Origin of the sequence: Alkalihalobacillus sp. R86527 (assembly GCF_042466185.1) — a bacterium.
Classification (GTDB): Bacteria; Bacillota; Bacilli; order Bacillales; family Guptibacillaceae; genus Guptibacillus.
In genome coordinates, this window is sequence record NZ_JAXHBW010000001.1 from 2,306,170 (window position 1) to 2,329,298 (window position 23,129).

At 40.5% G+C, this 23,129-nt stretch carries 24 protein-coding genes and 2 pseudogenes; 7 read left to right on the forward strand and 19 right to left on the reverse strand.

Annotated features, from left to right (window positions below; genetic code table 11):
* Positions 1-27 precede the first annotated feature (27 nt).
* Positions 28-348, reverse strand: a complete 321-nt coding sequence (locus SJY16_RS11740; protein ID WP_377889387.1) for a hypothetical protein — start codon at positions 346-348, stop codon at positions 28-30.
* Positions 349-459: 111 nt separating this feature from the next.
* Between SJY16_RS11740 and SJY16_RS11745 the strand changes: the two genes are divergently transcribed.
* Positions 460-846: a DUF7147 family protein gene (locus SJY16_RS11745; protein ID WP_377889388.1), complete on the forward strand. Its 387-nt coding sequence runs from the start codon at positions 460-462 to the stop codon at positions 844-846.
* A 481-nt stretch (positions 847-1,327) separates the two neighbouring features.
* Here SJY16_RS11745 and SJY16_RS11750 read toward each other — a convergent pair whose 3' ends face one another.
* Together SJY16_RS11750 and SJY16_RS11755 are read right to left on the reverse strand one after the other, a co-directional pair.
* A complete protein-coding gene (locus tag SJY16_RS11750) occupies positions 1,328-2,632 on the reverse strand; it encodes an MFS transporter (RefSeq protein WP_377889389.1) in 1,305 nt (434 codons plus the stop codon).
* Between the two features lie 30 nt (positions 2,633-2,662).
* A complete protein-coding gene (locus SJY16_RS11755; RefSeq protein ID WP_224881816.1) occupies positions 2,663-2,938 on the reverse strand; it encodes a YlbG family protein in 276 nt (91 codons plus the stop codon).
* Positions 2,939-3,060: 122 nt separating this feature from the next.
* On the opposite strand from SJY16_RS11755, the gene SJY16_RS11760 reads away from it, so the two are divergent.
* Positions 3,061-3,381 carry a hypothetical protein gene (locus SJY16_RS11760; protein WP_377889390.1) on the forward strand — a complete coding sequence of 107 codons (321 nt, stop codon included), beginning with the start codon at positions 3,061-3,063 and terminating at the stop codon, positions 3,379-3,381.
* Between the two features lie 22 nt (positions 3,382-3,403).
* Here the strand turns inward: SJY16_RS11760 and SJY16_RS11765 are convergent, their stop codons facing one another.
* Positions 3,404-3,844 (reverse strand): YlbF/YmcA family competence regulator, encoded by a 441-nt coding sequence (locus SJY16_RS11765; protein WP_377889391.1) that lies wholly within the window; start codon positions 3,842-3,844, stop codon positions 3,404-3,406.
* 167 nt (positions 3,845-4,011) lie between these two features.
* Between SJY16_RS11765 and SJY16_RS11770 the strand changes: the two genes are divergently transcribed.
* Positions 4,012-4,815: an ATP-grasp domain-containing protein gene (locus SJY16_RS11770; protein WP_377889392.1), complete on the forward strand. Its 804-nt coding sequence runs from the start codon at positions 4,012-4,014 to the stop codon at positions 4,813-4,815.
* Between the two features lie 122 nt (positions 4,816-4,937).
* On the opposite strand, the gene SJY16_RS11775 is transcribed toward SJY16_RS11770, so the two are convergent.
* The 3 genes from SJY16_RS11775 to ylbD form a co-directional block, all read right to left on the reverse strand.
* The gene (locus SJY16_RS11775) at positions 4,938-5,333 is read right to left on the reverse strand and encodes a hypothetical protein (RefSeq protein WP_377889393.1); all 396 of its coding nucleotides are present in this window, start codon (positions 5,331-5,333) and stop codon (positions 4,938-4,940) included.
* Positions 5,334-5,397: 64 nt separating this feature from the next.
* A complete protein-coding gene (locus SJY16_RS11780) occupies positions 5,398-5,631 on the reverse strand; it encodes a YlbE-like family protein (RefSeq protein WP_377889395.1) in 234 nt (77 codons plus the stop codon).
* Between the two features lie 11 nt (positions 5,632-5,642).
* Positions 5,643-6,056 (reverse strand): spore coat protein YlbD, encoded by a 414-nt coding sequence (ylbD, locus tag SJY16_RS11785; protein WP_377889397.1) that lies wholly within the window; start codon positions 6,054-6,056, stop codon positions 5,643-5,645.
* Positions 6,057-6,198: 142 nt separating this feature from the next.
* Here ylbD and SJY16_RS11790 point away from each other — a divergent pair, with 142 nt between their 5' ends.
* A complete protein-coding gene (locus tag SJY16_RS11790; protein ID WP_377889398.1) occupies positions 6,199-6,696 on the forward strand; it encodes a PaaI family thioesterase in 498 nt (165 codons plus the stop codon).
* Here SJY16_RS11790 and SJY16_RS11795 read toward each other — a convergent pair.
* The 3 genes and pseudogenes from SJY16_RS11795 to SJY16_RS11805 form a co-directional block, all read right to left on the reverse strand.
* Positions 6,683-7,747 (reverse strand): CAP domain-containing protein, encoded by a 1,065-nt coding sequence (locus SJY16_RS11795; RefSeq protein ID WP_377889400.1) that lies wholly within the window; start codon positions 7,745-7,747, stop codon positions 6,683-6,685. The genes SJY16_RS11790 and SJY16_RS11795 overlap by 14 nt on opposite strands.
* Positions 7,748-7,881: 134 nt before the next feature.
* A complete protein-coding gene (locus tag SJY16_RS11800; protein ID WP_377892205.1) occupies positions 7,882-8,253 on the reverse strand; it encodes a CBS domain-containing protein in 372 nt (123 codons plus the stop codon).
* A 21-nt stretch (positions 8,254-8,274) separates the two neighbouring features.
* Positions 8,275-8,616, reverse strand: a pseudogene (locus SJY16_RS11805) (YugN family protein); the annotation flags it as partial.
* A 227-nt stretch (positions 8,617-8,843) separates the two neighbouring features.
* Between SJY16_RS11805 and safA the strand changes: the two are divergent.
* Entirely contained in the window at positions 8,844-9,479 is a 636-nt protein-coding gene (gene safA / locus SJY16_RS11810; RefSeq protein WP_377889402.1) for a SafA/ExsA family spore coat assembly protein, read from the forward strand.
* A 61-nt stretch (positions 9,480-9,540) separates the two neighbouring features.
* Here safA and SJY16_RS11815 read toward each other — a convergent pair whose 3' ends face one another.
* Positions 9,541-9,903, reverse strand: a complete 363-nt coding sequence (locus SJY16_RS11815; protein ID WP_377889403.1) for an Asp23/Gls24 family envelope stress response protein — start codon at positions 9,901-9,903, stop codon at positions 9,541-9,543.
* 154 nt (positions 9,904-10,057) lie between these two features.
* Here SJY16_RS11815 and ytvI point away from each other — a divergent pair, with 154 nt between their 5' ends.
* Entirely contained in the window at positions 10,058-11,116 is a 1,059-nt protein-coding gene (gene ytvI / locus SJY16_RS11820; RefSeq protein ID WP_377889405.1) for a sporulation integral membrane protein YtvI, read from the forward strand.
* A gap of 583 nt (positions 11,117-11,699) precedes the next feature.
* Here the strand turns inward: ytvI and SJY16_RS11825 are convergent.
* The 5 genes and pseudogenes from SJY16_RS11825 to cyoE form a co-directional block, all read right to left on the reverse strand.
* Complete coding sequence (locus SJY16_RS11825; protein WP_377889407.1) at positions 11,700-12,044, reverse strand: cytochrome C oxidase subunit IV family protein; 345 nt, start codon at positions 12,042-12,044, stop codon at positions 11,700-11,702.
* 4 nt (positions 12,045-12,048) lie between these two features.
* Positions 12,049-12,666 (reverse strand): cytochrome (ubi)quinol oxidase subunit III, encoded by a 618-nt coding sequence (locus tag SJY16_RS11830; RefSeq protein WP_377889408.1) that lies wholly within the window; start codon positions 12,664-12,666, stop codon positions 12,049-12,051.
* Complete coding sequence (gene ctaD / locus SJY16_RS11835; protein WP_377889410.1) at positions 12,663-14,495, reverse strand: cytochrome c oxidase subunit I; 1,833 nt, start codon at positions 14,493-14,495, stop codon at positions 12,663-12,665. Before ctaD ends, SJY16_RS11830 begins: the two co-directional genes overlap by 4 nt.
* 26 nt (positions 14,496-14,521) lie before the next feature.
* Positions 14,522-15,547, reverse strand: a pseudogene (gene coxB, locus SJY16_RS11840) (cytochrome c oxidase subunit II).
* A gap of 110 nt (positions 15,548-15,657) precedes the next feature.
* Complete coding sequence (gene cyoE / locus SJY16_RS11845; RefSeq protein ID WP_377889411.1) at positions 15,658-16,599, reverse strand: heme o synthase; 942 nt, start codon at positions 16,597-16,599, stop codon at positions 15,658-15,660.
* 385 nt (positions 16,600-16,984) lie between these two features.
* On the opposite strand from cyoE, the gene SJY16_RS11850 reads away from it, so the two are divergent.
* A complete protein-coding gene (locus tag SJY16_RS11850; protein WP_377889412.1) occupies positions 16,985-17,878 on the forward strand; it encodes a COX15/CtaA family protein in 894 nt (297 codons plus the stop codon).
* 34 nt (positions 17,879-17,912) lie between these two features.
* Here SJY16_RS11850 and pyc read toward each other — a convergent pair whose 3' ends face one another.
* The 3 genes from pyc to SJY16_RS11865 all read right to left on the reverse strand — a co-directional run bounded on the left by pyc (position 17,913) and on the right by SJY16_RS11865 (position 23,111).
* Positions 17,913-21,404: a pyruvate carboxylase gene (pyc, locus tag SJY16_RS11855; RefSeq protein ID WP_377889413.1), complete on the reverse strand. Its 3,492-nt coding sequence runs from the start codon at positions 21,402-21,404 to the stop codon at positions 17,913-17,915.
* A complete protein-coding gene (gene ftsW, locus SJY16_RS11860; protein WP_377889415.1) occupies positions 21,382-22,536 on the reverse strand; it encodes a putative lipid II flippase FtsW in 1,155 nt (384 codons plus the stop codon). Before ftsW ends, pyc begins: the two co-directional genes overlap by 23 nt.
* A 140-nt stretch (positions 22,537-22,676) precedes the next feature.
* Positions 22,677-23,111 (reverse strand): site-2 protease family protein, encoded by a 435-nt coding sequence (locus tag SJY16_RS11865; protein ID WP_377889416.1) that lies wholly within the window; start codon positions 23,109-23,111, stop codon positions 22,677-22,679.
* Positions 23,112-23,129: the final 18 nt, after the last annotated feature.

Sequence of the window (23,129 nt, forward strand, 5' to 3'; positions counted from 1 at the left end):
TATCTTCCTGCGGGTATTTTTATGCCCTCAACCTGGATCTAAATCAAGTGGTATATCGATTGCCTGAATGCCATCCCAGTCATGATGGATCCACTCTCCAAATTCATCTGTTGTTAATGTTGAGTTCGTAAGCACATAATCTTCTACTTCCGATAAAGAAGAATTAGATAAAAAATCAGCTTCTGCACTCGTTATCACACCATGAATGACCAGTGCTGCTAGAATATCAGCAATGATGATTCCTTGGATGAGGTTTTTATCGATGGTTTCCTCTTCAGCATTTCTACCTTTCCAGTATAAATAGAGCAATACCCCTATTACGATCGCAAAGAGCAGAATAGACCCCATGGAAAAACCTCCTTTCTTCTCATTTTAATGGAAACGCTTCATCCTTTCCATCATTTAAATTTCATGCTACATTATGAGAGGATTTCTAAGACAAGGAAAGGAGTAACAATCATGATCCAACGTTTCATAGAACTTGGGGAAGGCTATTCTGATATTTATGAGTTAGTCGAACTTGCAAGAACAAATTCACATCGCATTCACCGTCTTTTGTTATTACATACAACGAAAAACGAGCTCCCTGTCGTCTCACCTGTTGTCGTATTAAAGACTGCTGGCGAAGGAAACCTTCAGCCTCTTTATGTGTGTAGAGAAGGAATACCGGATAAAGAGCCTTCAGTAAAGCGACTTCAATTATTTGAAAAAGTTAGTGAAGAATTATCTCTTCCGATTATCCCTCTTGAAGTAAAGCCCTCAAGTGACTTTAACGAAGTTGAGCTTTACTATAACCACATCATTGGCATCCTACGTCTAAACCACCTTATTCCACCGATGCAATAATAAAAAGCAGAAACCTGAAGAGGTTTCTGCTTTTTATGTAAAGTGACCTTGTGCTCCCTATACCGTAGGAGTTTTAATTCCTCTTGATTTCCTGGGGGCGAGTCTGCTAGCAAAAAACGTTTGCTACAGGAGCACGATTGCCCGGCTTCCGCTGGAGTCAAACGACATTCACTCCTATTAAAACAGAACGTTCAGTCTTAACGAATTATACTTTACAAAGATAGTAATACGTTGATTTGTTTTCAAATCTTTAGTTGATGGTGTATTAAATAAATCTTTTACACAATTACGTAGATTGGAGCGGAAGGATGGTCGACTCCTGCGGGAGGTACGAGACAGGTGAGACCCCACAGGAGCGTTTTTCAGCGACGAGGAGGCTCACCGACCGCCCCGCGGAAAGCGAGCATCCTGGAGTGGAAATCACCACCACATTGGTGAAAGCTACTGTTCAAAAACAGCTTAGGTAACATTTCTGCTTTTTTTATGATGGTATTTCCTTCGTTTGATAAATGTGATGTTTTCGATTTAAAATAGGCAACACTCTTCGCTTCACGTAGACCACACTTACTAATAAAATGAATCCTGCAAATAAGAAAAGTCCTCTAGTACCAAATCCTGCGACGATCCACCCACCTGTAATTGGACCAAGAAGGTTTCCAAGGTAGATGGCACTATTTGAAAAGCTGTACGTTCGGCTCTCCATTCCAACGGGTGATAATCCTTTGACGAGGGAATTAACAGATGGCAATAAACCGCCAATACAAAGACCTAAAAGGAACCTTAGCGCGATCAATTGCCATAACTCTTGTACAAACGCTTGTGGAATCGAGAAGATTGCTGCACCGATCAAGGAATAGTACAACACATGTTGAGATCCTTTCACATCACCCATCTTTCCAAGTTTCGGTGATGCAACCATATTCGCAATTCCCATCACAGATGTTGCGATTCCAGCGAATAAAGCAACGTTTTCACCTGAAGTAAGCTTTTGTACAAACAGCGGAATTAACGGATTCATACCTAACAAGGCAAATTGCACGAGAAAGCCCACGATGAATAACGACATCATCGGTGAATGTTTCGTAACCCTTTTAAAATCTTTAATGGCGTTACTTCTTTCCACTTTGGCTTCCGAACCTGGTTTGGTCTCCTCTTTCACAAGGAACAATACAACTACAGCCGCTAACAAGATACAAAGTCCAGTTATATTGAAAATCATTCGGAAACCAAACGCTTCCGCCATAAGTCCTCCAAAAAGAGGTCCGCAAATAGCACCTGCTACCGCCCCTGAGTTAAGGGTGCCAAGCGCATAGCCAACATGTTGTTTTGGAGTATTCGTAGCAACGAGTGCAATGGACGCAGGGATAAACCCAGAGACTACTCCATTTAGTAGTCTGAGTCCAAGAAGTTCAAAGGGACCTGTGGCAAATCCGGTCAAAATGATGACAACTGCCATACCGAATCCTGAACGAAGCACCATAAGCTTTCGTCCATGTCGATCTGCCACACGTCCCCAGAAAGGAGAAAATAAAAAAGCAGTTAAAAAGTTTGCACCAAAGATGATGCCGGACCATATACTAATTTGCTTTTCACCTTCCACACCGAGTTCTTGAAGGTAGAGCGGCAGGAAGGGCATAATCATTGTCATAGCACCTAGGACTAGGAATTGACAAATAAACAAAATCCAAACATTCCGCTTCCAATTATTCATGCTTACACATCCTTTAACTTGACCATTATAAACTTCGGCATCCGAAACAATCAACACATATGCTCTTTTACGCATACAAAAAGCCATCCACTGAGGGATGACTTTTTATAAACCCATTTTATAATCGTATTGTTTTGCTTTATCAGGCTTAGCATTTTGGTATTCAGTGCGTACTTCAGGCCGCTTAGAAGGTTCTACACGCTTGACGAAATGAAGTGACTGCAACCGTTCTTTCGTGCTCTCGAGCTGATCATAGTTTATGTATAGCACGACATATTTTTGTTTAGAGGAAACATAGTGAACATTTCCAAACCTTCTTAATTGCTTCGCATGCTTTAGCGATTGAATATAAACTGCTAAGCCAACTCGTTCTACAAACATAACGTGCTTCCCCTTTGCTTTTAAATTCTTGTATCAAATCTAGCACGGATAACGAACATCCGCAAGATTGGACAATATGAAGCTCATTTGGATATTCTAACAATAAGAAAGGATGCGATCGTGTGAATCTTACAGAAACATGGGAATCATTTTTAGATTTATTATCAAACGAAGAAGCTATCAATTTTGTATATAAGCAGTCAATCACAGGCATTCCTTTTCTATATATTACAACAAACCCAACTGAGAGCAAAGGAACGATAGAAGCATCAATCAAATTATTAGCAGCTAAAGTGATGCGTGGAAAGCGACTCCAGATGGAATACTCTTTCGTCCGCAATGACGGAAACTTACTTGTATACCGTGTTCGCTTTCTCGTTCCTCAAGAAAAAATGTTTTGTTGTGGGAACTTATGTCCTGACTGCATTCGTTTTCGAAATTGAAAAACCAGAGCATATGCTCTGGTTAACCACATCCGCAGCTACCGCCTGAACCGCAGCCGCCGCCACAAGATTGATTGTCGAAGAACGGATTCCCTGAAGGAACTTTAATGGAAGGAGAAACTTCACCAGCAAGAAGCGTACACACTTCAACGAGGAGGTCCTCAAGGTTTCGTTCTGCTTTCTTAAACTCAGAAACGGTTTCATGAAGATCCATATCTCGCTTCGCTTCTCTTACCTTAACAGTAATCGACATATAGTCTGGATGATACCTTCCGAAACGCTGAACTTCATCGTAAAGGTCTTTCATCTCAGAAAAATGCTTGATCAACCGCTGAGCATCTCTATCTTTTTGAAGCGCTCTACGGGCTTCATTATACTCGTGAGCAACTTCGGAATCTTTTATCGATAAACCAAGGTCTTCAGCCTGGTCTAAAATCATTACACTATCAAGAGTAGCAATCATCGTTACACCTCCGCTTTCATTCTACCACCTATGGGAAGGGCATGACCAGTGCTCTATTACAAATCCCTTCTATATTTCCTTAAATTAGGTATTGACTAAAAGTGGTTATAAATCTATAATTTTCTAGATTTATGTTTTTTCAACTTAGAAAGGAAGAAAAAGAACAAGTGAAACTTTTAACATTTAATCCTTTTCGAACACTCGGCATGCCAGGCATTTCTTATATTAAACCAGATCATATGTTTAAAAGAATCGATGACATTCGAGCTGCTGATATCTTGTTATTCCCGGAAAACTGGCAAGTGAATTCGCTCGTCTATGGCTTACAAAAAAATATTTTCCCTTCCATACAATCCATTCAACTTGGCTATGACAAAATCGAAATGACTAGAGCATTTTGGTCACTAGCTCCAGATCTCACCCCCTATACAGAGATCAGAGGGCGATCAAAAGACTCAATCGAATATATATTAGACACGTTTCCTTTCCCATTTGTCGCGAAGGAAGCTCGAAGCTCTATGGGAAAAGGTGTGTTTTTAATACAAAACGAAAAAGACTTTCTCTCCTATTGTGAAAAAAATGAGGTTTTGTATGTACAGGAATATATCCCCATCGAAAAGGACTTACGCGTTGTGTTTGTAGGAGATTCAATCGTATCTGCATATTGGCGTATAGGAGAAAATTCATTCCATAATAATGTTGCTCAAGGTGGTAAACTCGCATTTCATGGCATTCCAATTGAAGCACTTCAACTTGTTGAAAAAACAGCTAGAGCGCTCGGAGTCAACCATGCCGGATTTGATTTAGTTCAAGCTAATGGGAAGTTTTACTTCTTGGAATTCAACTGTTTATTTGGCAATCAAGCACTCAACCAGCAAGGGATACGTATAGAAAGCATCATCTACGATTATTTGAAGGATCAATTCACACCTGTTATTCCACCGACTAACCCATTCAAACAAATATCATAGGGTTCATTCTCGACAGTCTTAAGAACCATCTGCCACGCTAAGTAGGTGACTTACGCTTCAAGATGCTCACTTCCGCGTACCTAGCGGGTTTCTCTATGCACTGTAAGCCTCTTTTAAGAGGCTTATTTAATTTCCACCCTTAGTTCCTCTAAAGTTAAATAACGTCCTCCATCTGGTCTCATAATATCAAACCTTATAACATGTCTTCCTTCCGATAAATCTTGTACGATAAAGGCTGCCTTGTGCTCGGTTTGATGCTTCTTTCCGTCTACATATACATCTATATAGCCTTTATGCTCGGTAGTCTCTTTCCGGTCATCGAAAGTAAAGTTTGGAATTAAACACTCAATAAAGACGCTCGAACCTTTTACTTTATGATGAACGACTACAGTTTCTGAGTCTTTATGATTTTGAGCCGGTTGTTGATACGATTGGCCAAATCCTACGACTGGTATACAGCAAAGAACCATAAACAATATGAAAAGTGCATGTCTTCCATAGTGAACTACATACTTCAATCGAAACACACTCCTTTGGTTAAAGTGTGCCCAACTTAAGTGATTTCATGATAAAAAAAAGACCCTACTGATTTCGCTGGGTCATCAAAGCTAACATCGTGTTCACCATATTCAACTGATTTTGAAACCGGTCTACTTTTTGCGGAAAAGTTTGCCCAAAGAATTGTTTTGAGGCGATCTCACATTCTTTCAAAGCATAAGGCTCTCTGCTTAACCTTCTATACCAAACTGGTTGATTGCGAATAAAAAAGAGTAAATCCTGTCTTGTTGAAAGATATGCTTGCACTTCTTCACGCATATACGTACCTCCTAATCATGTCGGAATGGAAACGGAGATTGATGATGAATGTACGGAGGTTGCTTCGGTTTCGATTGAAACTGTGAAAGAACTTCTTGTATTGAATACACAGCACCGCTGAATTGCTCGATGTTCCTTTGGACCTCATCGAATTTTAACCCTTTGATCATGTTCAGTACATTTCCGATTGTACCTTCAGATTTTGCAGTTGTTTTTTCTTCTGAATCCGTTTTTTCATCACCATCAGAATCAGACTCGGAATCCAACCACATCTCATCGTCTTCACCGAACAATGCCCATTCCTCAAAAAGATCCTGTAATGTTTTATCACCACTTTTAACCTTCTTTAATACGTGAGGATGCGCTTTGACGAATGTTTTGAATTCCTGAACCTTTTGGTTAGGCTTATTCTTTGCTTCAGGCATATTCGTCCCCTCCCTTTCTTACACGGCCTTACTACATCATAATTAGACTTTTCATAAATGTGCGCCTATTTTATTGGTCTGTTTCATCATTATTGATAAGATGGGTAAGTACCTTAGTTAAAGGAAAAGAAAGGGATGTCAGATGGACAAATTGAATGAACAACTTCACTCAAAACTAAACGCAATCTTACAACATAGCACTGAATCGAAACAAGAATTGCTCTCCTTATTAGAGGGAGTTGAGCTGAAACATAAAGGGCATTACAAAACATATCTCGCTGCTTTAATGGGCATCAGCAGTCGGTTGATCGATGAAAATACATATGAGAGTATCATTCCGAACCGAGAACTTGTACACAACCCTCTCAGGATCACGCACGGGGGAATTACTGCCTCTCTTATGGATATTGCCATGGGATCATTGGTTCATCAGTTCCTCCCCCAACAACAAGCTGCTGTCACTTCCGAAATGAAAATTCATTTCCTCTCTAGCGGAACAGGAAATGAACTTAAGTGTCTGGCTACCGCCATATTTAAAAGTGATACAAGGTGGGTCGTACAGGCGAATGTTTATAGAGACGACAAGAAGTTAGTTGCTACAGCAACTGGTACGTTTATGATTATTACTAAAAGGGCTTGATGAAGTTTTGGGTGTAATATTCTCTGAACACTCCGACGCCAATCTCTGTAAACTCTTTATTTAATAGCGCTTCTCGATGTCCTTTGCTATTTAGCCAACCGATCATAGCAGCGCCTGCATCAGGATATCTTGCTGCGATATTTTCGCCAGCATAGCTATAGAGAACGTCGCCCTTTTTCAAACGGTCTGATAATTCACCTTTCGTTGGCGATGTATGTGAAAAATACTCATTGTCGTGCATATCCTTACTGTGTTTCAGAGCGACTTCAGAAACAGCATCATTGTAGCCAAGTGGCTCTATTTCAAACTGATAACGAAGGACATTTGTCATAGCATAAACCTGTTTTTCTCTTGCTAGTTGAACTGCTTGCCACTGTTCCTCAGACAAACTTTCTGTTTCTAGTAACTCTCCTCGGTAGGAAACAGCATAGGGTCGCTGTGTAGCAAGAACTTCAGGATTTGCTAGTCTAACCGCTACAAGTTTGCCATTGAATTTATCAAAATAATATTGAGCAAAGAGGTCATCACTTATCTTAACAAGTGGCTTCAGTGATTTTTCTTCCTTCGTTAATTGAAACCGATACACGCTTCCCTTTGCATTTAACGAGACTTCATCTGTAGGTGAGCGATCTTGAAATACTGTTTCTTCTTGTTCACCTATAGGATATTGTTCTCCCGCCTTACTATCACCCATAAAGAACACAGAAACAACCTTCTCATCCTGTACACCTACTTGAAGGTATGCTGAACTCGACTGTTCATAAATCCACCAATCATATCCATAGGGACTAGGGTCTACTCGATCTGGTTCTCCTAACTCACCTGTAATGGAGGTTGCGTTCTCTCCCATCCATGTTTCTACGCCAGTAAGTTCGATAGGTTCCTCATTCACGTCCTTCTCAGGGACTGTTTCTTCAAGCACAAATTTCTCTTCCGTAATAAACCGATCAACTTTCGGGAGCACACGATCCCAATCTATCTTGTTATAAGCATCGACCGTGATCACGACTATGACGATCAATAATACGATGCGAATACCATTTTTCATCATACCGCCTCCAATTTATTGTACTTATTATGCATCAAATGGCGTCTATTTCGCAATATTATTGCTTTCTTCCTTTAATCCTCGCTATAATCCACGCTAATTAAAAAGAAGAGCCCTCTCAGGCTCTTCCTACATACTTATGCGTTAATGTATTCTTTAAGATTAAAGTAGGATACGATTCCAATGAATTTCTCACCTTCAACAACTGGTAGTTCAGTTAAACGATGATCATTCATGATTTTCGCAGCTTCCTCTGGTTTCATTTCTGGAGTGAGCGTCATTGGAGGGTTTTCCATTACATCTTCAATCTTAGATGAACCCGCCTCTTTATCAGCAATACCACTCACTGCAATTGCACGGTCTGTCACGATTCCAATAAGTCGACTGCTTTCATCTAACACTGGTACGATCGTAACGTGCTCATTCTTCATGATCGACGCTGCTTCATTCATGTTATCATCACGCTTACATGCTGTAACATGCTTTGCAACCTCTGCAACAGATACCATGCTTTTCTGGAGAGCAGAACCTAGCTCATCACGTAGCAAATCAAGTTTCTTGTAGCATGTGTTCAAAATGTTTTTAGGGAATTCTTCGTCATACTCTACGCCATGAGGATAATAGTGCTTGCCAAGATAAGGCTTGCCTAGCTTAATGATCGCATGAGCAGATTCTACTTCGCCTTCAACAGCTACTCCAGGCACTCTCAGATAATAAACGTCTCCGTTTGTCATATCTTCAAATTTATAATCGTATGTAACTCGTTCATAATCCCACTGTCCCGCAAGGACTAAACTATTTTCATGCATGATGTGGTCTAAAATAGAAAACTGAACGATAGTGGACTCAAGTCCTGTGTTATCGAATTTCATGATATATTTGCCTCCTTTAATAGTTCGCAACCCTTCCACACTCTAATAATAGTATAACGGACTGTGTCGGTGCAACGTTTACTTAGCTCTAAGCATTATACCAGATTCTTTATTAGTCTCTCCATATAATTTGTATATTTAATATTTTTTTCGAAAAGTTGATAACAATCCATGGTATTATTCCTAATTTTGGTCACACTACCTATTGAAAGGAGATGACACTCATTATGAAACGATATGTATCAGTAGCAGTGTTCCTCGTACTCTTCCTAGCTGCTGGGATCTTTTTACCGGATACTGCCTTTGGGCAAACTACATACACGGTTAAATCCGGTGATACGCTTTGGAAGATCTCTGTACGCTACAAAATAGGTTTGAGTGAAATTATTAGTGCTAACCCTCACTTTGAAAATCCTGACCTTATTTACCCTGGTGACAGAGTAAATATTCCAACCGGAAATCCGTCGATTAACGAATCGAAAGATGTTGGCCAGCAAGTGATGGACTTGACGAATCAGGAACGTTCTAAGCATGGCTTAGCACCTCTGAAATGGGATTGGGAAGTCGCACGTGTTGCTAGATATAAATCAGCAGATATGCGAGATAAAAACTACTTCTCACATACGTCACCGACTTACGGCTCACCATTTCAAATGTTAAAGAACTTCGGTGTTTCATATCGTAGTGCAGGTGAAAATATAGCCGCTGGTCAATCAACTCCACAAGAAGTTGTTACAGCCTGGATGAACAGTGAAGGTCACCGTAAAAACATCTTAAATCAAGGATACACCCACATCGGTGTAGGATATGTTTCAGGCGGCTCTTATGGTCACTATTGGACGCAGATGTTTATTTCAAAATAAAAAATAAAGCCCCCCTCATCAGATACTAGCTCCCTAAGCTTAGTATTTATGAGGGGGGTTTTTATATAACTTCTTTTTCTTCTTCCATAATGAGAGTCGACACAACGATATTAATTTCATTCACTTGAAAACCAGTCATCATTTCGACTTGTTGCTTAATTTTCTCCTGTAGCGTATAGCAAAGCACTGGTATACACTCACCGAACTTAATTCCTATTTCAACACTGAGTGATAATCCTTCATCTTCTTCAAACGTTTCATCTGAGTACATTGATTTCCGTTTACCAACGATTCGTTTCAACGTGCGCTTTACATTTGATTGAATTTGTTCAACTCCTTCAGTTTCAGAGACCACAACATCAAGGATGAAGTCGAACACTGTTTCTGAAATAGAGAGGGTTCCGTATAAACTGGGTTTCTTCATGATGAAAACTTCCCCCTTTTTATTATTCTCTACTTATTTATATGTGGACTACAAAACAAAATATGCACTATGAAAATTCACACCTCTTACTGGTAAAGGGAACCCTTCCGTACTATAATAAAGTAAGATGGTAGGTCTAGAAAGGAGAACAAGATTGCCAAAGTTCCTCTCAAAACGCTTCTTATTAATTTTATTATTTATTGCAATCGCTGCTTTATTTACGTTCTGGATCTTGCCAGTATCGATTCCTTTACTACTAGCATTCTTTACTGCCCTTGCTTTAGATCCAGCTGTTCGCTTAATTAAGCAACGAACAAAATTTAAAAGGTATCTCCCTGTTACGATTGTTTTCACTCTTTTCGTGATTATGATTTCGCTCATCAGTTACTTCCTTGTAACAAAGGTAGTGACAGAAGGCATCGACATCGTTGAAAACTCCCCTATGTACATACAAAACATCAATCACATGTGGGAGAGCGTCGAAGCAAACATGTATAGCGTATCAAAAAGTTTCCCGCCAGAATTTGTTCAGGAATTCACTTATCAAATTGAGCAATTTCTCGAAAACTTAAAAGTGAAAATAAGCAGTATCGATTACCTTAAAATCATTACGATCTTCGTAACTGAAATACCTAACTATCTCGTAAGTATCCTAGTTTATCTCATTGCATTGTTTTTATTTTTAATGGAACTACCAAGACTAAAAAGACAAGCTTATTCATATCTCTCTGAGCAAACTGCCGAAAAAGTTCAATTTATGACAGGCCGTTTGTCTTATGTGATTTTTGGCTTTTTTAAAGCCCAATTTTTAGTGAGTATTATTATTTTTGTAGTAAGTTTAATCGGTCTTTTGATGATTGCACCAAAAGTTGCTCTACTGATGGCATTTATCATCTGGCTAATCGATTTCATCCCTATTATCGGATCAATTGTCATCCTAGGTCCTTGGGCTTTGTACTACTTTATTACGGGTGATATTTCAATGGGTACGCAATTAGCTATCCTTGCCGTCATTCTTCTTGTAATACGCCGTACAGTTGAACCTAAGGTGATGGGACAACACATTGGTCTGTCTCCCCTATCTACTCTTATTTCGATGTATATAGGTCTCAAGCTTCTTGGAATCATGGGCTTTATCATTGGGCCAATCATTCTCATCGCATTTAACTCTGCACGAGAAGCTGGTCTCATCAAAATCAATTTCAAATTATAAAAACGCGGGTTTACCCGCGTCAGTTTGTAGAGCAACCTTAACCTGTGCTCCCGAGGCCGTAGGAGTTTGAATACCGCTTGCTTTCCTGCGGACGAACGCCCGAGCCTCCGCGCGAAAAAAACGTCGCTGTGGGGTCTCGGTCGCTCGTTCTTCCGCGGGAGTCAAGCGGTATTCACTCCTACTAGATGGCGATGAAGCTAAGCATAACGACCAGTTCTATTGAATCCAATTAAATAAGAAAAATCTTTCTTTCCATTTTTATCAAGTTAATTATTAAAGATTCTTGATTTGATGAAAAATGATTTAATTTATCTCACAATAACGTAGATTGGAGCGGAAGGATGCTCGACTCCTGGGGGATTAGCGGGACAGGTGAGACCCCACAGGAGCGTAAGCGACGAGGAGGCTCACCGCCCGCCCCCCGGAAAGCGAGCATCCTGGAGCGGAAATCCCTCTTACTTATTGCTAAAGGTATACAGAAAAGCTGCCGAGATTTTCTCGACAGCTTGACGCGGGTTTACCCGCGTTTTTATATTATGTAAAAAAAAGAAGCTGCTCATTACGAGCAGCTTCTTATCTTTGTTTACCAGATCATTCCCATAAGCGCTACAACTGCTGTACCTGCTACGAATACTCCGAAGAATATTCCCCAAGCAGGGTACTGATGCCCTTTGTGGCTTAAGTGCATGAACATATAAAGTTGGAATACTAATTGGATTCCAGCGAGAATCATAATGAAAATAATTGTAAATCCATCTGAAATCGCGTCACTTGCTACAGCAACGAACGCAAGCATCGTGATGAAAATCATCATGACAAATGATACGATTTGTTGCTTAAATTCCTTTTCATGAGCAATCTTATGGTGAATATCAAGGTGACTCTGATCATGTTCTGAAACGTGTTCAGTGCTTTCATGAGTACTCATTGACTTAACCCACCTTTCCCATTAAGTAAACGACTGTGAAGATAAAGATCCACACAACGTCGATAAAGTGCCAATACAGAGCAAATAAGTAAAACTTAGGTGCTGTGTATAGATCCATACCACGACGCATGTTACGGAAGATCAATAGAGCTATCCATATAATACCAGCAGTTACGTGGGCACCGTGAGTTCCAACTAGTGTATAGAACGCTGATCCCCAAGCACTACTTTGTATAGTATGTCCATATTCGTGTACATAGTGGTTAAATTCATAAATCTCAAGTCCAAGGAATGCTAGGCCAAGAATAGCCGTTACAACAAACCAACCAATCATTCGCTTAAAATGATTTGTCTTAAGTGCCATCGTTGCGAACACGGACGTTAAACTACTTGTAAGTAGAAGCATTGTGGCAATAAATACGAGTGGAAGTTCAAACAATTCATTTGAGGTTACTCCACCGTTTGTAGCGTTTCTTAGTCCTAAATATACCCCAAAAAGCGAGGCGAAAAGTACTGTTTCGCCTCCAAGGAAGAACCAGAAGCCTAGAAATTTATTTTTACCATCAAGTGTCGCCCGTTCTGGATTGGCAGGCAATTTGCTCATTGTTTCTTTAGCACTCATTTGCCTTTCCCCCCTTCAGCAGGCAGATCTTCTTTGTGAATGTGATACCCATGGTAGTCAATGACAGATCTTAGCACCATACCTACAACTGTAAGTAAAAGTCCACCGATCGCTATAAACCACATTGAATAGATTGCAGATAAACCAGCGATAAATAGCCCTAGTGACATGACCAACGGAAGAATGGATGCGTCAGGCATATGAATATCATCCAATGGCTCTGCAGGAACCATTTCTTTATTACCAGCACGCTTTTCAAGCCACCAAGCATCAAGACCACGTATTAATGGCGTTTGTGCAAAGTTGTATTCAGGAGCTGGAGAAGAGATTGCCCATTCAAGCGTTCTTCCATCCCATGGATCGTTTCCTGCTTTTTTACCTTTAACTGCAGTTTGAATAATGTTCCAAACCATTACAATCGTTGCGAGTCCCATCAAAAATGCACCTATGGTTGCCGCAAAGTTTGCTTCATCAAGACTTTGCCCTGATAGATATGTGTAAACTCGACGTGGCATTCCCATTAGTCCTAAGAAGTGCATTGGGAAGAATGTTAAATGGAATCCAATAAAGAATAACCAGAAATGAAGCTTTCCTAGGAATTCATTTAATACAGTACCGAAAATTTTCGGCCACCAGTAATAGAATCCTGCGAAAAGACCAAAGATTACCCCACCTACGATAACGTAGTGGAAGTGAGCAACTACGAAGTAGCTGTCATGGTACTGATAGTCTGCAGGTGGAACACTAAGCATTACCCCAGTCATACCACCGAGTACAAATGAAGGAATAAATCCAACTGCAAATAGGTTTGCTGTTGGGAAACTTACTTTTCCTCCCCACATCGTGAACAACCAGTTAAAGATTTTAACACCAGTTGGAACGGCAATAAGCATCGTTGCAACGGCGAAGATTGAGTTTGCAATAGGTCCAAGTCCAACCGTAAACATGTGGTGAACCCATACCATGAATCCTAAAAATCCGATTAGTGCTGTCGCAAATACCATTGCAGAATAACCAAACAGTCGCTTGCGAGCAAATGTAGCAATGATTTCAGAGAACATACCGAATGCCGGTAGTACTAGAATATAAACTTCCGGGTGCCCGAAGATCCAGAAAAGATGTTCATAAATAATCGGGTTACCGCCTGCTTCAGCTGCGAAGAACTGAGTACCAAACAAACGATCGAACATAAGTAGTGCAAGACCGATTGTAAGTGCAGGGAAAGCAAATAAAATAAGACCAGATGTAATAAAGCTTGACCACGTAAATAGTGGCATGCGCATAAATGTCATTCCTGGTGCACGCATATTGATGATGGTAACAAGGAAGTTAATACCACCGATCAGCGTACCGATACCAGAAATCTGTAGTCCTAATACATAAAAGTCTACCCCGTTACCAGGACTAGTTGTTGATAATGGTGCATAACCTGTCCAACCCGCATCAGGAGCACCACCCATAAACCAACCAAGATTTAGTAGGATACCTCCGGCAGTAAACAGCCAGAAACCAAGTGAGTTTACAAATGGAAAGGCAACATCCCTTGCTCCGATTTGGAGTGGAATAATCGCATTCATAAACCCGAAGATCAGCGGCATTGCCGCCAAGAAAATCATTGTTGTACCGTGCATCGTAAGCAACTGATTAAATGTTGCTGCGCCTACGAAATCAAATTCAGGATAAAGCAACTGCACCCGTAGTAGGATTGCTTCTAGACCACCGAGGAGAAAGAAGAAAGCCCCGGAAACGAGATATAGAATCCCGATTTTTTTGTGGTCAACGGTAGTTAGCCAATCCCAGACAGGATTTTTCTTTTTATAATCTGACACGAATTAAACCTCCTTATTTCCGTTGACTATTCTTCAACCTTAAGACCATTGAGATATTCAACAAGAGCGTCAAGCTCTTCATCATTTAGCTGTTTGCCAAATGCTGGCATGTTGTTACCAGACTTGTACTCACCAGGATTAGAAATCCAGGCCTTGATGTTCTCATCTGTATGTTCAAGAATACCCGCAACCATTTCACGATCGCCAAAGTTTGTTAAGTTAGGACCAGTGTTTCCGCCTTCACCACCGACAGCATGACAGCCGATACAGCTTTTTGCGAAAAGCTCTTCCCCTTTTTGTGCCTGATCTGTTGCAGCTTAAGAGGATGCGTTCTTCATCTTCTCAGCCCAAGCATCGAAGTCTTCTTTTTCTTGAGCAATAACTTTAAAGTCCATCAAGGCATGGGATGGTCCACATAGCTCAGCACACTTTCCAAAATATGTACCTGGTTCATTAGCGTTGAGCCACATTTTGTTCACAGTTCCTGTGTTCGTATCCATTTTACCTCCGAGTGCAGGGACCCAGAATGAATGGAGAACGTCCTTAGAAGCAAGTTCAAAATAAACTCTTTCACCAGTTGGCATATACAAATCCTGAGATGTTTTGATATCAAGATCTGGATACTCAAACTCCCACCAATACTGATGTGCTGTAACCTTGATCACTAGTGCATCTTCAGGAGGATTATCCGTCCCTTCATCCAATGCAAACGTAGTCATAACTGTTGGAACAGCTAGGATCAGAAGTAAAATAATAGGAACAACAGTCCATAAAATCTCTAGAACTACGTTACCTTCTGTTTGCTCAGGAATTTCATTGTCATCTTCACCACGTCTTCTGAAGCGAACAAGCACAATCGTATAAATAAGTGCTACTACAACGAAAACTCCAATCATGATGTATAGACTTAACATCATGAGATTAAATTGCATTTCCGCCCCTTCCCCTTTAGGGAGCATAGCAGTCAACTGCTCATTACCGCAACCAGTAAGCGTTAACGCAATTACCGATAGAAGTGGTAAAAAACGCCAAACATTTTTCCAACGTTTCATTTGCACCTTAAACCTCACTTTCTTAATAGCTTTTAATCAATTTGAATTATAGGAAGACGAGGCGAGAAATTACTTTCTCGCTTCGTCTGACCATACTTTTTTAGTATCCCTTATCTGTTAATATTCACTGCAATCATAACAATAAACAGGATTGTAATATAATTTAGTGAGTATACGAACATAATTCGTGCCCACTTTATATCATCTTTCATGAAAAATCCTGCTACACCAATAGCCAACCATCCAAAACCAAGGATTGATGCGACTGTGATGTAAACTGGTCCGAAACTATAAAGTAATAGCGAGACCGGTACAAGCGCAGCAGTGTACAATACGATTTGACGCTTAGTCATTTTGAATCCTGCAACAACAGGAAGCATTGGAATTCCAGCGTCGCGATAATCATCAACCCGCTTCATAGCAAGCGCCAAGAAGTGCGGCGGCTGCCAGATGAACATGATGAGGAACATTCCCCATGCTACTGGACTTAAATTCGGATCAATGGCTGCCCAACCAATAAGTGGTGGCAATGCACCAGAAAACGATCCTACAACCGTATTTAGAGAGGTTGTCCTTTTCGTCCACATAGTATAAAGCACTACGTAGATCACGAGCCCGAGCAGTCCGAGTAAAGCTGCCATCGGTTCTACAATAAGAAGCATAATCGAACCTGATATCGATAATCCAAGTCCAACGAATAAAACCTGATTAGCAGGGATTTTCCCCGTGACAGATGGACGAGTATTTGTTCGAGCCATTACCTGATCGATATCGCGGTCAATATAATTATTTAAAGATGTTCCTCCGGCAACAACAAACGCGGTACCTAACATCGTTAAAATCAATACTAATGGGTTCGCGAAGAGATCAAAACCTGAAGCAACAGAAGCAACCCATAACCCCGTAAATGCGGTAATTAAGTTATCAAATACAATTCCAAGCTTCGTGAGCGTTAAAAAATCTTTCCAAGTCCCAGAAGGATTAGCTTCTGAAAGAGGGCCTGGCTCCATCACTCGGCTTGATGCCTCGTAAGCAGTTCTAGTCTTACTCATACGATACACCTCCTTTTCGTTCGGCTAATTGAATAGCCAGTGCATCATTCATGTTAAACAACCTCAAATTGAGATTGTATAATCTCTTTGTGTAAGCAATCATTAGGTATACTCCCCCAGGATTCTTACCTGCTACTAAAAAGTGTTATGCAATTTTCACAAGTTATCATGATAACACTGTCACAGCTATGGTAAGATAATGTTGGTTTTGTGAGAGGGTGCAGTATCCGCAATCCTTATCCATTATAAACGAATCTACTAGTTTTGTATACGTTGTTTAAAATTAGCTAAATTTGCTTTATTTTGTAGAAAGATAGGTGCTCTCTGCTCTTCTCACATTTATTGTACTATGTTTTAGAGCCAATTTGATAAGAAGGTGGTATTTGTGAATAAATTGTTGAAATTATTCGGAATCATAACGTCACTTGGTATGCTTCTCGTGCTTTTGATGGGCGCAGTCGTCACCAAAACCGGTTCTGGCGACGGATGTGGTAATTCATGGCCATTGTGCTACGGAAAAGTTTTACCAGAAGCACCAGAACTTGAAACGATTATAGAATTAAGTCATCGAGTCGTTTCGGCCGCTCTTGGCTTACTCGTTATAATTTTGGCTATATGGTGTTGGCGTAAAATCGGACATATGAGAGAAACAAAAATTCTAGCTATTGCTTCGGTGTTTTTGATTGTATTTCAAGGTCTTCTTGGAGCAGCTGCAGTGGTATGGGGACAATCAGATATCATCCTCGCCTCTCACTTTGGATTTTCACTTGCCAGCTTTGCGAGTGTGGTTCTTCTAACCGTTCTTGTATTTGAAGCCTCAGGAACGTTACGAAAACCAATTGTTCCTAAGAAAATAAGAATTCATCTCTATGCGGTTACGATTTATTCTTATATCGTGGTTTATACTGGTGCTCTCGTAAGGCATACAGGCTCAAGTATGGCATGCAGTAACGTACCATTTTGTAATGACGGGCAGCTTCTTGCCTTTTCAGGACAGCCAGGTATTCAAATGCTACATCGCACAGCTGCCATATTGATTTTCGTTTGGATCCTCTACATCATGATAAGGGGACTTAGAGAGATGAAGGAAGAAAAAACGATGAGAAGAGGGCTTATCCTTTCATTTATTTTCGTTTCTTTCCAAGCACTTAGCGGAATTCTTGTAGTTGTTACAAAACTAAATCTTTTTCTTGCACTATTTCACGGACTATTTATTTCAGGATTGTTTACCGTCCTCCTCTATCTCGTCATGCTTTCACTTAGAGGAGCAAGACATTAGAAAGAAGCTGCGCATATCCGCGCAGCTTCTTTTATTATTCCTGTAATTCAATTAATAAGTCTCCTGGCTCGATTCCTTCGCCATTAGATACATGGATATGTTTGATCACACCACTTCTTGGTGCTTGCACCGTTGTTTCCATCTTCATTGCTTCTGTAATCATCAGATGGTCACCTTTGTTGACCTTTTCGCCATTTTCAATAAGTACCTTGATGACTGTTCCAGGCATAGTAGCGCCAATATGATTTGGATTGTTTTTATCTACTTTCGGTTTTGCAGCAACAGATGTTTTAACGTTCTCGTCCTTAATCACAACCTCACGAGGTTGACCGTTCAACTCGAAGTAAAGGGTTCGCTTTCCTTCGATGTTCGGTTCTCCGATCGAGACAAGTTTCACGATGAGTGTCTTACCTTGTTCAATTTCGACTTCAACTGATTCTCCTAACCTCATCCCATAAAGGAATGTTGGTGTATCTAATACGGATACATCCCCGAACATGTCCTTAACATCTTCGTATTCTAGAAATACTTTAGGATACAGTGCGTATGAAATTAAATCATGACTTGTGACTTGTCTGTTTAATTTATGATAGAGCGTTTCTTTGAGATCTGTAAAGTTAACAGGTTCTAATAGTTCACCTGGACGAGTTGTAACAGGCTCTCTACCCTTCAAGATGATTTGCTGAAGCTCTTTCGGGAATCCTTGATATGGCTGCCCGAGATATCCCTGGAATAATTCAACTACTGAGTCCGGAAAATCAAGTGACTCGCCTCGTTCATAAATGTCATCTTCATTCAAATCATTTTGAACCATATAAAGAGCCATATCGCCTACAACTTTCGACGAAGGTGTTACTTTCACAAGATCACCAAATAATTCATTGACTCTACTATACATTTGTTTCACTTCATCCCAGCGTTCTCCTAGGCCAACCCCTTTTGCCTGCTGCTGGAGGTTACTGTACTGTCCACCAGGCATTTCATGCTGATACACTTCTGTGTGAGGAGCAGACATGCCACTTTCAAAGCCACTGTAGTATTTTCTTGTATCCTCCCAATAATTCGAGAGTTCTTCTAGCGCTTCAATATTGATGTCAGGCTTACGGTCAGAACCTTCCAACGCATAGTAGAGAGAGTTCGCACTAGGCTGTGAGGTTAAACCAGCCATTGAACTAACGGCAACGTCTACAATGTCGACGCCTGCTTCAATCGCTTTAGCGTATGTATACACACCGTTTCCACTTGTATCATGAGTATGAAGGTGAATTGGGATAGAAACGGTCTCTTTCAAAGTAGAAATCAAATCATAGGCTGCTTGAGGTTTCAAAAGCCCAGCCATATCTTTGATCCCTAGTATATGTGCACCCGCACCTTCTAACTCTTTCGCTAACCGTTGATAATACGCTAAGTCGTATTTCGTTTTCGAAGGATCTAGAATATCTCCTGTGTAACAGATGGAAGCTTCAGCAATTTTATTCGTTCTACGAACTGCTTCAATCGCTTTTGTCATACCTTCTACCCAGTTCAAACTATCGAAAATTCGAAACACATCAATCCCGGCTTCTGCTGACTTTTCTACAAACTCATTGATCAAGTTATCCGGATAGTTCTTGTAACCAACTGCGTTTGAAGCACGGAGAAGCATCTGGAACATCACGTTCGGAACTTTCTCTCTGAGTTTAATCAGGCGATCCCACGGGTCTTCTTTAAGGAAACGAAGTGAAACATCGAAGGTCGCTCCGCCCCACATCTCCATTGAGAACAATTCAGGTAACATTTTAGAAGTAGGCTCAGCGATGTGCGTAAGATCGGTCGTACGTACGCGCGTTGCTAATAAGGATTGATGTCCGTCTCGAAATGTTGTATCTGTGAGCAACGTCTTGTTTTGATTCTTCACCCAATTCACAAGTCCATCTGGTCCTTGTTCATCAAGAATTTGTTTCGTTCCTTTGGGAGTTTCTTCACTATATGTTAAGTGAGGAACCCTACGTTTAGGGAAGGCTGGTTTTTTCTTTTTGTCGAGACCAGGAAAACCATTTACTGTGATGGTTCCAATATAAGAAAGCATTTTCGTACCCCTGTCTTTTCGTTTAGGGAAAACAAAAAGTTCAGGCGTCGAATCAATAAAGGATGTATCATATACACCGGTTTTGAAGCTTTCATGTTTGATTACATTCTCAAGAAACGCAATGTTTGTTTTAATTCCTCTGATTCTGAATTCTTTTAAGTTTCGCACCATTTTTGATGCTGCTTGCTCAAAGGTTAAAGCCCATGTAGAAAGTTTAACTAACAACGAATCATAATAAGGTGTAATAACCGCTCCCTGATACCCGTTACCTGCATCTAAGCGAACGCCAAATCCTCCACCTGAACGGTATGCCATCAGTTTTCCTGTATCTGGCATAAAATTATTCTCAGGATCTTCAGTCGTTACTCGACATTGAATGGCAAATCCATGACAATCGATCTTCTCTTGAACCGGTAAACCAAGGCGACTACCGTGAAGCTTCTCACCTTGTGCAATCATGATTTGAGATTGTACGATATCGATTCCTGTAATCATCTCAGTAATCGTATGCTCAACCTGTACTCTTGGGTTTACTTCGATGAAATAGAACTTCCCTTGCTGATCCACAAGAAATTCTACTGTACCAGCATTCACATACTGTACATTCTCCATCAATCGAACTGCTGCCTCACAAATTTCTTCTCTTGTTTTCTCATCAAGTGAAACGCTCGGTGCAACTTCAACTACTTTTTGGTGACGTCTTTGTACGGAGCAATCGCGTTCATAAAGGTGAATCGTGTTCCCGTGTTTATCACTTAAAATCTGTACTTCAATATGTTTAGGGTTTTCCACAAATTTTTCTACGTATATTTCATCACGACCAAAGGCAGCTTTCGCCTCAGACTTGGCTCTATCGTATGAGTCAGCAAGAGCCTGTTCGCTCCTTACAATTCGCATTCCTCGACCACCGCCACCAAGTGCAGCTTTGATCATTAAGGGGTATCCATGTTCTTCAGCGAATTGTTTTACTTCACTTAAGTCTTCTACTGGGCCATCAGATCCGGGTATTACTGGAAGATCAGCTAACACTGCTTGTTTCCTAGCCTCTACCTTATCTCCAAACATTCCGAGATGTTCTAATTCAGGACCAATAAAGGTGATGTCTTCCTCTTGACAGCGTTTTGCAAAGTGTGTGTTCTCAGAAAGAAAACCGTACCCTGGATGGATGGCATCTATGTTATTGGTTTTAGCAATTTCGATGATTCCTTCAATATCGAGATAGGCATCGATTGGTTTTTTGTCCTCACCTACAAGATACGCTTCATCAGCTTTGTACCTATGGTAAGCACCACTGTCTTCTTTTGAATAAATCGCAACAGTACGAATATCCAGTTCAGTACATGCGCGAAAGATCCGAATTGCAATTTCGCCTCTGTTTGCGACGAGTATTTTTTGAATGGCTTTCAAGTTAGTTCCTCCTCTTACTAAGTCAGAATTACATTGAAACGGTATTTTCATTTCGGACATAATCTATTTTTTTTGCTTTTCGAATATTTACGAATGCTGATATATTGATTAAGATCCCCACTGACATCATCAGTAGAACCAATGAAGAGCCACCATAACTAATAAAAGGTAGTGGGACCCCCGTTACTGGTAACCATCCTGTTATAGCACCAAGGTTTACGGCAGTTTGGACACCGATCATACCTGAAATTCCAATTGCTAGTAAGCTACCAAATGTATCTTTGCATCGAATGCCGGTGACAAACCCTTTGAATACGATGTAACCAAGCAGCCCAACCACAAATACGACACCAAAGAGACCTAATTCTTCTGCAACGATCGCCATGATAAAATCAGTGTGTGGTTCTGGTAAGAAGCCATACTTTTGGATACTCTGTCCAAATCCTTGTCCAGTGATTCCACCTGAAGCGATAGCAATATACGAGTTAATTAAATGAAACCCGCTATCAGTTGGATCCGAAAATGGATGGTAGGCACCAGTAAACCGTGATAATTGCTCTGCTGATAACGTTAACCACGCTCCAGCGAAAAGGAGTACCCCCACCGCTATCAAACTCAATAGATGTTGCCATTTCATTCCGGAGCATACGATTACGATTCCTGAAGTTAATGCTATGATCATCGCAGTTCCAAGATCTGGCTGGGAAGCTACGAGAGCAAAAATCACTCCGATGACCATGATAGGAGGTAAAGCCCCTCTTAAAAAGTTAGAAATATAGGCTTGTTTTTTAGAGTAAATAGCAGCAAGATAAATAATTAAACCCAACTTAACAAATTCAGACGGTTGGAAACCGATTGGACCAATATAAATCCAGCTCTGAGCATTGTTTGTAGTAGAACCAATTATTTTTACGAGGAGCAACCCAATTACCGATCCTCCCAATATCGGTATAATGAATTTTCGATATGCTTTGTAAGGAAACATCATCGTTCCTAACAAGACACAAAAAGAAACCACTAACCAGATTATTTGCCTATTAAAGAAATAAGCGCTATTGGTTTCATGTCTCATCACTGCCCATACCATGCTAGCGCTGTAGACCATCACAAGGCCGAAACCGCACAAAAGTAGCACACTAATGATGAGTGAATAATCGTAATGCTTAAATAATTTTTTAATCATAGACGTCATCCTACCTATTTATTTACTCTGGATTGAAGAACGGCACCGATCGATTACGTTCAACACCGATGATTGTAATGCGTTTGAAGTATGTATAGCATTCGATGAGTTTTCACCGAAACCTGCCTGTCCTAGATAAATTAAGACTTTTCACGAATTACTTTTAGAATTGTCCAGCCGTCAGACTCTTTTCCTTTCCATTTAAAAGGAATCAAGTTCGTAATACAAAGCCAGAGATTGAAAAAGATTGTCAAGGCAACGATGTGAAGGGGTAACGGAAGTAGCAGTGCGAGAAGTGCAGCACTCAAATTGAAGAGTGGTCCGCTCAACGCTATGATCACTTTCCCGAATGCATTATCAGGCTGACTACTAATCGTCATACCGCCCGCAAAATAGAAGGCGTTAATCGCTAGTTCTCCTCTTGCATGTTTCCAGGTAAATAATCTCGGCCCTACACCAAGGTGAAGCTTTACACTTGAAGACGTTAAAACGTTCGCTGCAAGAGTATGACCTGCTTCATGTAATAGTAAACTGAGAGGGGAAATAACAAGAATCACCATGAGCAAATCATACATTCTTATCTACTCCTACTA